Source organism: Micromonospora sp. CA-263727, assembly GCF_050942455.1.
In the GTDB taxonomy this organism is placed as follows: domain Bacteria; phylum Actinomycetota; class Actinomycetes; order Mycobacteriales; family Micromonosporaceae; genus Micromonospora.
The window spans coordinates 2,578,584-2,589,929 of sequence record NZ_CP192031.1 but is presented as its reverse complement, the minus strand read 5'-3'; the positions used below and the strand labels follow the sequence as shown (position 1 = coordinate 2,589,929).

The window sequence follows — 11,346 nt, the reverse complement described above, 5'->3', positions numbered from 1 at the left end:
CTCGACGTCGACGACTACGCCGGGAAGACCGGCGCCGCAGCTCCCACCAGAGCTGCTCTTCATTGAGGGCGGCCTCGCGCGACCTGCCCGATCCTGACCTGCGGCGCCGCAGCTCCCACCAGAGCTGCTCTTCATTGAGGGCGGCCTCGCGCGACCTGCCCGATCCTGACCTGCGGCGCCGCAGCTCCCACCAGAGCTGCTCTTCATTGAGGGGGGTACCGGCGGCTCGCGACCCAGCCCACCACGGCCACGCCGCAGCTCCCACCAGAGCTGCCCTTCATTGAGGCTACCTGCGCGAGGTGGCCCAGGACGGGCAGGTGTGGGTGCCGCAGCTCCCAGCGGAGCTGTCCTTCGTTGAGGCGAGCGGTCCGGCGGCACGAACATCCCGTGCACCGGGCCGGTCGCAGCGGCCGGTTGGTGGGTCGTCGTCCCGATGTTCCTGGCCGCCACTACCCGCCACCGCTGTGCGGGCGGTCGGCCCGCCCCCGGGACCAGCCCTCGGCGGCTTGCCTCCGAAGACGTTCCAGCCGGTCGGCTCTTGCGGCAGCCGGCATGGGTCAGCCTCGGGTGCGGTCCAGGATGGTCCCCACGTCGATCGTCGCCGCCGGCTGCGGGTCCTCGTGCGGTACCTCGTGCGCCGTTTCCTCGGTCGGTGCGGTGCCGGGGCGGCGCAGCCGTACGCCGGTGATGGCCCGGCTGTCGACGTTGGTGACCTCAAGCGTCCAGCCGTCGACGGTGATCTGCTCGCCGGGGGTGGGGATCCGGCCGAGGCCGGCCAGGACCAGGCCGGCGATGGTGGTGTAGTCGCCGTCCGGGCGGCCGGGCAGGTCCGCCTCGATGTCCGGCAGGTCGTGCACCGGGAACGTGCCGGGCAGCAGCAGCGCGCCGTCCGGCTCGGTCCGGACCTCGCGTACGTCCCGGTCGGTCTCGTCGTAGATCTCTCCGACGATCTCCTCCAGGATGTCCTCCAGGGTGACGATGCCGTCGACGGCGCCGCGTTCGTCCACGACCAGCGCCATGTGCTGGCGTTCGGCCTTGAACTGGCGCAGCGCGTCGACCACCGGCACCGAGTCTGGCAGCAGCATCGGCCGGCGGGCGTAGTCGTCGACCGGCCGGTCGTCGCGCACGCCGACCAGGTCCCGCAGGTGGATGACGCCGACCGTCTCGTCCAGGCCGCCGTGCCGGACCACCGGCGCGCGGGAGTGCCCGGAGGCGGCCAGCACGATCCGGGCGGCCTCGGCGGAGGTCCCGCTGTCCAGGCAGAAGACCCGCAGCCGGGGCACCAGCACCGCCCGCAGCTTCCGGTCGGCGATCTCCACCGCGCCGGCGATGATGGTCTGCTGCTCGGTGGTGAGGCCGTGGTGGCCGGCGACGATGTCGCGCAGCTCGTCCGGGCTGATCTCGTTGCGCTCCGGTTTCGGGTCCAGGCCGACGAGCCGCACCACCAGGTCGCTGGTCGCGCCCAGCGCCCAGACCGCCGGCCGGGTGAGCGCGGCGAGCACCTCCAGCGGGCGGGCGACGAGCAGTGCCCACCGCTCCGGGACCTGCATCGCGATCCGCTTGGGGGCCAGCTCGCCGAAGACCAGGGTGACGAAGGTGAGCGCCAGGGTGACCAGCACGATCGCCACCGGTTCGGCGGCCCGGCCGAACACGTCCAGCAGCGGCACCAGCGGCCGGGCCAGGGACACCGCGGCGGCCGCCGAGGCGAGGAATCCGGCCAGGGTGATGCCGATCTGGATGGTGGCCAGGAAGCGGTTGGGGTCGCGGGCCAGCCGGGCCAGCACCCGCCCGGCCCGACCGGTGCGCGCGAGCCGCTGGACCTGGCTGTCGCGCAGCGACACCAGGGCCAGTTCACTGCCGGCGAAGATCGCGTTGATCACGATCAGGACTCCGACCAGGGCCAGCTGGCTCCAATAACTCTGCACGCCCGGCTTCCCCTCGCTGGACCACGCCCGGTGGCGCTGCCGGCGGAGGCCCCGTCGGCGTAGCGGTGCCTATGCCCACTCGTCCCGGCGGTGAATCATCGCCCCGATCGGGCGGCCGTCCAGGAACTGTCGGGAAACCCCGACAGCCGCTCAGCCGGGCGTCGCCAGGTCCAGCACGTACGAGTCGCCCGCGCGGCGGAACCCGAGCCGGTGGTAGTAGGGGGCGACCATGCCCGGCGGGCTGACCACCTGCCGGAACCCGCGGTCGGTGAAGAGGCTGCTGCGCCGGTAGACGAACTCGCCCGGGGTGAAGTCCCGGAACGGCGGGGTGACGTAGTCGAGATCGACCTGGGCCACCCCGTCACCGGCGTCCCGGGCCAGCACCACACCGACGACCTCGTCGGCGCGGAGCACGACGAAGGCCGAGCGGCCGGCCACCCGCCCGGCCCGGAAACCGGGGTTGAAGGCGGCGATGTCGGCGGCGTGCACCCGCAGCGTGTGGGCCAGGAAGGCGTCGTCGGCGCCCACCTCGACCACCTGGTAGGTCTGCTCGTCGTGGCGGGTGGCGAGCAGCCGGCGCAGGTACCAGACGTTGATCACGGCCAGCACGACGTTCAGCCCCACCATGGGCCAGACCTCGATGGCGGTGTTGTAGCCGATCAGGATGAGGCAGCCGACCAGGTTCAGGGCGCGCAGCCGCAGGATCCGGGTCTGTAGCAGCGACCAGACCAGCAGCGCCGAGCCGGCCCAGCCGACGAGTTCCAGCCAGTTCACCCCGCGAGGGTAGTCGCCGCCCTGGTCAGGGCCGCCGCAGGGCACCCGCCGGTGGGCCGGGTCACCCGGGAAGTTCCAGGACGTACTCGTCGACCTCGTGACCGCGGCCCGGGGCGTACGCCCGGTCGGTGCCGCGCACGACGAACCCGCAGCGGCGCAGCACGGCCAGCGAGGCGAGGTTGTCGGTGGCCGCGCGGGCGTGCAGCGGCCGGCGGGTGACCTCGCGCAGCAGGGCGGCGAGCGCGCGGGTGGCGTACCCGCGGCCCCACCGCGCCCGGTCGATCCAGTAGCTGACCTCGGTGCGGCCCTCGATCGGGAAGGCCAGCACGTGCCCGACCACCGTGCCGTCGACGGTCACCGTGCGGGCCACGAGCTGCGGGTCGGTGAGGATGCGCACCCAGTGTGCGGCGAACGCCCGCCGGTCGGTCGGGTCCGCCGGGCCGAAGGCCGCCATCCGGTTGGCCTCGGGGTCGAGCTGGTGGGCGTAGAACTCCGGCAGGTCGTCCTCGCCGACCGGGCGCAGCCGCAGGTCGTCGGTCACCGCCCCGACGATACGCACCCGGGCCGGGAGCTGCGGCCCGGCGACACGCCTCCGGATCGGGACCTACGCCCCGCCGGGCGTTGGCGTTCGGCCCTGCCGGGGGCGGCGGCGGGACTGATACCAACAGGTCAGCGGCATCGACGACGACGTGGAGGCCCGACCATGACCAGATACGTGTACGACTTCATCGACGGCCACCGGGGCATGGCCGATCTGCTCGGTGGCAAGGGCGCCAACCTCGCCGAGATGACCCGGCTGGCGCTTCCGGTGCCGCCCGGGTTCACCGTCAGCACCGACGCGTGCCGGGCGTACCTGGCCGACGGGGCGGTGCCGCCCGGACTCTTCGACGAGGTCAACGCCCACCTGCGGGAGATCGAGGTACGGCTGGACCGGCGGCTCGGCGACCGGGCCGAGCCGCTGCTGCTGGCGGTCCGTTCCGGCGGGCGGTACTCGATGCCCGGGATGATGGAGACGATCCTGGACATCGGCCTCAACGACGCGACGGTCACCGGGCTGGCCCGGCTCAGCGGCGACGAGCGGTTCGCCTGGGACTCCTACCGGCGGCTGATCCAGATGTTCGGCCGGACCGTGCACGGCGTGCCGGCCGAGGAGTTCGACCGGGAGCTGGACGCGCTGCACGCCACGGCCGGGCCGGACGGGCCGACCGCGGAGCAGCTGCGCGGGCTGGTCGAGACGTACAAAAAGGTCTTCGCCGACCGGGTCGGGCACGACTTCCCGCAGGCCCCGCACGAGCAGCTGTACCTGGCCATCCGGGCGGTCTTCGAGTCGTGGAACGCCCACCGGGCGGTGCTCTACCGCCGCCGCGAGCACATCCCCGACGACCTGGGCACCGCGGTCAACGTGATGGCGATGGTCTTCGGCAACCTGGGGCCGGACTCCGGCACCGGCGTGGCCTTCACCCGCGACCCGGCCACCGGGACGCCCGGCGTGTACGGCGACTACCTGCCCGACGCCCAGGGCGAGGACGTGGTGGCCGGCGGCCGCAACACGATGGGGCTGGCCGAGCTGGCCCGGACCGACCCGACCAGCTACCGCCGGCTGACCGAGATCATGGGCACGCTGGAACGGCACTACCGGGACCTGTGCGACGTGGAGTTCACCGTCGAACGGGGCCGGTTGTGGATGTTGCAGACCCGGGTCGGCAAGCGCACCCCGGCGGCGGCCTTCGTGATCGCCGCCCAGCTGGCCGAGGAGGGGCTGATCAGCTGGGACGAGGCGTTGACCCGGGTCAGCGGGGCGCAGCTGGCCCAGTTGATGTTCCCCACCTTCGACACCGACGCCACCCCCGAGCCGCTGGCCACCGGGGTCGGCGCCTCGCCGGGAGCGGCCGTCGGGCGGGTGGTCTTCGACAACGCCGCCGCGACGGCGGCCGACCCGCCGGTGATCCTGGTCCGGCGCGAGACCAACCCCGACGACCTGCCCGGCATGATCGCCGCCGCCGGGATCCTCACCGCCCGGGGCGGCAAGACCTCGCACGCCGCGGTGGTCGCCCGGGGGATGGGACGGACCTGCGTGTGCGGGGCGGAGGCGCTGGAGATCGACCCGGAACGCGGCGAGTTCACCGTCGGCGACCGGGTGGTCCGGGCCGGCGACGTGATCTCCATCGACGGCACCACCGGGCGGGTCTACCTCGGCGAGGTGCCGGTGCGGCCCTCCCCGGTGACCCGCTACCTGGCCGGCGAGCTGGCACCGGAGTCCGACCGGCTGGTCACCGCCGTGGACCGGCTGCTGCGCCACGCCGACACGGTGCGGCACCTCGGCGTACGCGCCAACGCGGACACCCCGCACGACGCGACCCGGGCCCGCGCGCTCGGCGCCGGCGGCGTCGGGCTGTGCCGCACCGAGCACATGTTCCTCGGCGAACGGCGGGCCCTGGTGGAGCGGCTGATCCTGGCCGACGGGCCGGCCGAGGTGGCCGCCGCGCTGGCGGACCTGCTGCCGTTGCAGCGGGCGGACTTCGTGGCGATCCTCCGGGCGATGGACGGCCTGCCGGTCACCGTCCGGCTGCTCGACCCGCCGCTGCACGAGTTCCTGCCCGCGCTGCCCGACCTCGCCGCGCGGGTGGCCCGGGCCGAGGCGCTCGGGCAGGCCCCGGGCCACGACGGCGTGCTGTTGGCCGCGGTGCGCCGGCTCCAGGAGAGCAACCCGATGCTGGGCCTGCGCGGGGTGCGGCTGGGGCTGACCGTGCCGGGGCTCTTCGCGATGCAGGTCCGGGCGATCGCCGAGGCCGCCGCGCAGCGGGTGGCCGAGGGCGGCGACCCGCGCCCGGAGATCATGGTGCCGCTGGTGGTCGACGTGCGGGAGTTGGCCGCCGTGCGGGCCGAGGTGGACGCCGTACTGGCCGAGGTGCCGGGTGCGCCGCCGATCCCGGTCGGCACGATGGTGGAGACCCCACGGGCCGCGCTGACCGCCGGTCCGATCGCGCGACAGGCCGAGTTCTTCTCCCTCGGCACCAACGACCTGACCCAGACCACGTGGGCGTTCTCCCGCGACGACGGGGAGGGTTCGTTCCTCGGCGACTACCTTGACCGGGGCATCGTCGACACGTCCCCCTTCGAGACCCTCGACCCGGACGGGGTGGGCCGGCTGATCCGGCTGGCCGTGTCGGAAGGGCGGGCCGCCCGGCCCGAGCTGGCCGTCGGTGTCTGCGGCGAACACGGCGGCGACCCGGACTCGGTGGAGTTCTTCGCCGACGCCGGCCTGGACTACGTCTCCTGCTCGCCGTACCGGGTGCCGATCGCCCGGCTGGCCGCCGGCCGCGCCGCCGTGGCCCAGGCCGGCGTTTCCGACTCCCGTTAGGAGGTACCCGAGATGACCGCGATCCTCAACGCCACCGGGCCGGTGCCGCTCGTGCCGCCGGCCCGGCCGGCCCCCACCCCGGAGCCGCCCGTGCCGGCGGTCCCGGTCGGGCCGGTGCTGGAACTGCCCGGCACGACACCGGCCGCGCTGGTGCCGGTGACCCGCGACGGGCGTCCGTTCGGGGTCTTCGTCGCGGTCGACGGGCACGTCCGGTACCGGCCGGTGCCCGACCCGGACCGGCTGCTCGCCGCGGCGGCCGGGGTGCTGGCCGTCGGCCTGGTCGCCGCCGGGATCGCGGTGCGGGGCCGGCGACGGCCGCCGACCGTCGGCGCGCTGACCATGGGACCGGGCGGCTGGGTCAGCTTCCGGGGCCTGCGCGCACCGGCGCCCGAGGCCCCGCGCCCCTGGTGGGCCCGGCTGCTGCGGGCCCGCCGGCTGGTGGTCGAGCGCTGACCGGCCGCGCGCGTCCGGGGCACGGCGCATCGCGGGTGGACGGTGCCGACGGTGGCCCGCCGGGTCGCCGTCGGCACCGTCCCGGGGTGATCGGGCGGCCGGGTCGGCAGGGTCTTTGGTCCCGGGCCGGCCGGGCGGATCGCCCCTGCCGGGCTCCGGTGGACCGGACCAGGCTGGTACTGGGAGGCGTGCCGGCGGGGGCAGGCCGTGGGGAAGGGCGGACCCGACGGTGGTCGGACAGGTCCAGGTCGTGGGCGGGGACGCACCGGTACGGACGCAACCGGCGACACCGACGCCGGCGGCGGGCCTGAGTTCGGCGCAGGCCCTCGGCCGGCTGCGGATCGACGGGCCGAACGCCGCCGCCGCGCCGCCCCGCCGGCACCTGGCCACCCGGATCCTGCGGCAGCTCACCGACCCGCTGGTGGCCCTGTTGCTGGCCGCCGCCGTGGTCACCACCGCGCTGCGGGACTACCCCGACACCGCGGTCATCCTGCTCGTCGTCCTGGTCAACACCGCGATCGGGGTGGTCCAGGAGGTACGCGCCGACCGGGCCATCGCCGCGCTCGACCAGCTGGCCGCACCGAACGCCCGGGTGGTGCGCGACGGCCGGGACGTGCTGCTGCCCGCCGCCGACCTGGTCCGCGACGACCTGGTCCGGGTCGAGGCCGGCGACGTGGTCCCCGCCGACCTGCTGCTCGACGACGCGAGCCGGCTGCACCTGGACGAGTCGGCGTTGACCGGCGAGTCGGTGCCGGTGGCCCGGGAGGCCGGCGAGGAGGTCAGCGCCGGCACGGTGGTGACCACCGGACGGGCCGCCGGCACGGTGGTACGCACCGGGGCGGCGAGCGCGTTGGGCCGGATCGCCACCCTCACGGCCACCACCCGGCCCGCCGCCACTCCGCTGCAACGCCGCCTCTCCGCGCTCGGCCGGATCCTCGGCCTCGCCGCCGTGCTCCTCTCCGGGTTGGTCTTCGCCGTCGGCGTGCTCGGCGGCCGACCGGTGGTGGAGATGGCGGTCACCGCGGTCAGCCTGGTGGTGGCCGCCGTACCGGAGTCGCTGCCCGCGGTGGTCACCCTGGCCCTCGCGCTCGGCGCGCGCCGGATGGCCGCGGCCCGGGCGATCCCCCGGCGGCTGCACGCGGTGGAGACGCTCGGTTCGGTCACCGTGATCGCCTCGGACAAGACCGGCACCCTCACCGAGGGTCGGATGGCCGTGCAGCAGGCGGTCACCCCCGACGGCGCGCGGTTCGCCGTCACCGGCACCGGGTACGCCCCGTACGGCCGGGTCCACCGCGACGGCGCGCCGGTGGCCGTGCCGGACGAGTTGCGCCGGCTGGCCCGGGCCGGGCTGCTCTGCAACGACGCCACCCTGGCCCGGCCGGACGACGAGCGACCGGAGTGGGGGGCCGTCGGCGATCCGCTGGAGGCGGCGCTGGTGGCCTTCGCCGCCCGGTGCGGCCTGGACGCGCAGCGCACCCGCAGCGCCTGGCCGCGCGTCGCCGAGCACCCCTTCGACCAGCGGTTGCGCCGGATGACCACGGTGCACCGCTCCTGCGACCGCCGGTACCTGGTGGTGTGCAAGGGCGCGCCGGAGAGCGTGCTCGCCGCGCCGCTGCTCGACGCCGACGCCGAGGAGCTGGCCGAGCTGACCGCCGCCGCGCACCGGATGGCCGGCGACGGGCTGCGGGTGCTCGCGCTGGCCGCCGCCCTGGTGGACAGCCCGCCGGCCGATCCCGCCCACCCGCAGGGGCTGCGGCCGGTGGGGCTGGTCGCGGTCGGCGATCCGCTGCGGGCCGGGGCGGCGCAGATCGCCGGCAGCTTCGCCGACGCCGGGGTCCGGCTGATGCTGATCACCGGCGACCACCCGGCCACCGCGGCGAGCATCGCCGGGCAGCTCGGGCTCTGGGCCGAGGGCGATCCGGTGGTACGCGGCGACACCGGCGATCCCGCGGACGCGGACCCGGCGGCGCGGGTGTTCGCGCGTACCCAGCCGGAGCAGAAGCTCGACATCGTCGCCGGGTTGCAGTCCCGGGGGCATGTGGTGGCGATGACCGGCGACGGGGTCAACGACGCGCCGGCGCTGCGGCGGGCCGACATCGGCGTGGCCATGGGCGGCGGCACGGAGGTGGCCCGGCAGGCGGCCGACCTGGTGCTGGTCGACGACAATCTGTCCACCGTGGCCACCGCGATCGGCGAGGGCCGCCGGATCTACGACAACATCCGCCGGTTCCTGCGCTACGCGCTCTCCGGTGGCGTGGCCGAGATCGCGGTGATGCTGCTCGGGCCGCTGTTCGGGCTGGCCGTGCCGTTGCTGCCGGCCCAGATCCTCTGGATCAACCTGCTCACCCACGGCCTGCCGGGGGTCGCCCTCGGCGCCGAGCCGGCCGAGCCCGGTGCGCTGCGTCGGGTGCCGCGCTCGCCACGGGAGTCGGTGCTGGGCGCGGGTCTGGGCCGGCAGATCCTGGTCACCGGGGCGTTGATCGCGGCGGTGACGCTCGGCGCGGGCGTGCTCGCCGCCGGCTGGGACCGGCCGTGGCAGTCGGTGGTCTTCGTGGTGCTCGGCCTGGCCCAGCTCGGGGTGGCGCTGGCGGTCCGGGCGCCGCGACCGCCGTCCGGGCGGCGGGGCAACCTGGCGCTGCCGCTCGCGGTGGCCGTCTCCGCGCTGCTCCAGGTGGCCGGGGTGCTGCTGGCGCCGCTGCGGGAGTTGCTCGGCACCGAGCCCCTCGGTGCCGTGGAGTTGCTCGCCTGCGCCGCGGTGAGCACCCTGCCCGGCCTGGTGCTGTGGCTGACCCGTGGACGGGAACCGCGGGTCGCGGACCGTGTCGCCGCCGGATGGGTCAGGCTGGTGGCGGACCGAAGGAGGAAGACATGACCAGCAACACCGGCGCCCCCGTCGTGGTGGGTGTGGACGGTTCCGAGGTTGCCCTGCACGCCGTTCGGGCCGCCGCGCGGGAGGCGGCGTACCGGCGTCGCCCACTGCGGGTGGTGCACGCGTTCATCTGGCCCCTGATGGGGGTGCCGCTGGGCCCCGCGCCCGGCGCGCCCGCCGGCGCGGGCCTGCGCAACCAGGCCGAGCAGTGCGTCGCCGAGGCGGTGGCCGAGGCCGGCAAGGCCGCCCCGGACGTGGCGGTCACCGGCGCGGTGGTCGACGGGGCGCCAACGGCCGTGCTGCTCGCCGAGGCGCGGGCCGCGGCGCTGGTCGTGCTCGGCAACCGGGGTCTGGGCGGCTTCGCCGGATTGCTGCTCGGCTCGGTGGCCGTGCAGGTCAGCGCCGGTGCGGACAGCCCGGTGCTGGTGGTGCGGGGTGAACCGCGGGCGGACGGGCCGGTGGTGGTCGGCGTCGACGGCTCGGAGCTCTCCGCGGAGGCGGTCGGGTTCGCGTTCGAGGAGGCGGCCCGCCGCGGCACGGCGCTGATCGCGGTGCACGCCTGGCTCTACCCCACCCCGGCCGGCCCCGGCGACATCCTGCCGCTCGTCTACGACCTGGACGCCTTCCGCGAGGAGGAGGAACGCACGCTCGCCGAGTCGGTCGCCGGCTGGTCGGAGCGCTACCCGGAGGTGCCGGTGCGGCAGAGCCTGGTCCGGGGCTCGCCGGCCCGCGCGCTGGTGGAGGAGTCCCGGGCCGCCCAACTGGTGGTGGTCGGCGCGCGGGGGCGCGGCGCGCTGAGCGGACTGCTGCTCGGCTCGGTCAGCCACGCGCTGCTGCACCACGCCCACTCCCCGGTGGCGATCGTGCGGAAGCCGCGTACGGTCGAAGGATCTTGACTGACGGGGTCGCGCCGCTCCCCCGGCGCGGCCCCACGGGCGGCGGACCGGTTCGGCCCGCCGCGCCGCCGGTAGGCCGGCCCCGGGTGGCGTGTCGGGGGCCGGCCGACCGGCGGGCCACGGACGACAATGACCTGACCGACCTCTGGAGGACCAATGAACCGACCTGTCGTGGTGGGAGTGGACGGATCACCACCGAGCCTGGTCGCCGCGGAGCATGCGGCGCAGGCGGCGGTCTGGCGGTCCCGCCCGCTGCACCTGGTGCACGGCTACCTGCACCCCCTCGGCTACGGAGTGCCGATCAACCCGTACGAGGTGGGGGTGCCGTCGCCGACGGAGGACGGCCGCAAGATGCTCGAACAGACCGCCGCCGAGCTGGTCGACCGGTGGCCGGGGCTGACGGTGCAGGTGCGCCAGGTGGCCGGCGGGCCGGGCGCGACGCTGGTCGAGGAGTCCCGGCGGGCGGAGCTGGTCGTGGTGGGCAGCCGGGGCCTGGGTGGCTTCGCGGGGCTGCTGCTCGGCTCGGTCGGCACCCAGGTCGCCGCGCACGGTCACTGCCCGGTGCTGGTGGTCCGGCCGCCCGACCGTCCGATTCCAAGCGAGGGGCCGGTGCTGGTCGGGGTGGACGGCTCGGAGTCGGCGGAACTCGCCCTCGGGTACGGCGCCGAGGAGGCCGCCCGGCGCGGCGCCGTCCTGGTGCTGGCGCACGTCGCCGACGAGCGGGAGTCAGGCGACCGCGGGCCGGCGGCGGAGCTGCTGGCCACGGCGGGTGCGGCGGCCCGGGGCAGCCACCCCGGCCTGACCGTCGAGGAACGGATGATCGTCGCGCCGAAACCCGACCAGGCGTTGATCGAGGCGACCGGCGACGCCGCGCTGGTGGTGGCCGGATCCCGTGGCCGGGGCGGCTTCACCGGCCTGCTGCTCGGCTCGGTCAGCCAGGCGCTGGTGCACCACGCCCGCTGCCCGGTCCTCATCGCCCACCCGCACGACCCCGAACTCTGAGCCCGCCCCGCCGCCACGGGACGGCCTGTCCCCGGGACGGCCTTGGCGGTCAGGGCGGCCTTGCGG

Annotated in this window: 8 protein-coding genes and 1 CRISPR repeat array (1 of these 9 cut by a window edge); of the genes, 5 read left to right on the top strand and 3 right to left on the bottom strand. The window is 75.7% G+C overall.

All coding sequences use genetic code 11. The features are described 5' to 3' along the window. A CRISPR array of direct repeats spans positions 1-361; the repeat unit is 36 nt; unit sequence GCCGCAGCTCCCACCAGAGCTGCTCTTCATTGAGGG (it extends 835 nt beyond the left edge of the window). 196 nt (positions 362-557) lie between these two features. The 3 genes from ACQPYA_RS11740 to ACQPYA_RS11730 form a co-directional block, all read right to left on the bottom strand. Beyond that, positions 558-1,925: a hemolysin family protein gene (locus ACQPYA_RS11740; RefSeq protein ID WP_433532636.1), complete on the bottom strand. Its 1,368-nt coding sequence runs from the start codon at positions 1,923-1,925 to the stop codon at positions 558-560. Between the two features lie 150 nt (positions 1,926-2,075). Continuing rightward, positions 2,076-2,699 carry a hypothetical protein gene (locus ACQPYA_RS11735; protein WP_433532635.1) on the bottom strand — a complete coding sequence of 208 codons (624 nt, stop codon included), beginning with the start codon at positions 2,697-2,699 and terminating at the stop codon, positions 2,076-2,078. Positions 2,700-2,760: 61 nt separating this feature from the next. Then, positions 2,761-3,240 carry a GNAT family N-acetyltransferase gene (locus ACQPYA_RS11730; RefSeq protein ID WP_433532634.1) on the bottom strand — a complete coding sequence of 160 codons (480 nt, stop codon included), beginning with the start codon at positions 3,238-3,240 and terminating at the stop codon, positions 2,761-2,763. Between the two features lie 162 nt (positions 3,241-3,402). Here ACQPYA_RS11730 and ppdK point away from each other — a divergent pair, with 162 nt between their 5' ends. The 5 genes from ppdK to ACQPYA_RS11705 all read left to right on the top strand — a co-directional run bounded on the left by ppdK (position 3,403) and on the right by ACQPYA_RS11705 (position 11,280). Beyond that, positions 3,403-6,060, top strand: a complete 2,658-nt coding sequence (gene ppdK, locus ACQPYA_RS11725; protein ID WP_433532633.1) for a pyruvate, phosphate dikinase — start codon at positions 3,403-3,405, stop codon at positions 6,058-6,060. 12 nt (positions 6,061-6,072) lie between these two features. Next, complete coding sequence (locus ACQPYA_RS11720) at positions 6,073-6,513, top strand: hypothetical protein (RefSeq protein WP_433532632.1); 441 nt, start codon at positions 6,073-6,075, stop codon at positions 6,511-6,513. Between the two features lie 229 nt (positions 6,514-6,742). Beyond that, positions 6,743-9,385, top strand: coding sequence for a cation-translocating P-type ATPase (locus tag ACQPYA_RS11715; RefSeq protein ID WP_433532631.1), 2,643 nt, complete (start codon positions 6,743-6,745; stop codon positions 9,383-9,385). Continuing rightward, positions 9,382-10,278, top strand: coding sequence for a universal stress protein (locus ACQPYA_RS11710; RefSeq protein WP_433532630.1), 897 nt, complete (start codon positions 9,382-9,384; stop codon positions 10,276-10,278). Before ACQPYA_RS11715 ends, ACQPYA_RS11710 begins: the two co-directional genes overlap by 4 nt. A gap of 156 nt (positions 10,279-10,434) precedes the next feature. After that, complete coding sequence (locus ACQPYA_RS11705; protein ID WP_433532629.1) at positions 10,435-11,280, top strand: universal stress protein; 846 nt, start codon at positions 10,435-10,437, stop codon at positions 11,278-11,280. The last annotated feature ends 66 nt before the right edge of the window (positions 11,281-11,346 follow it).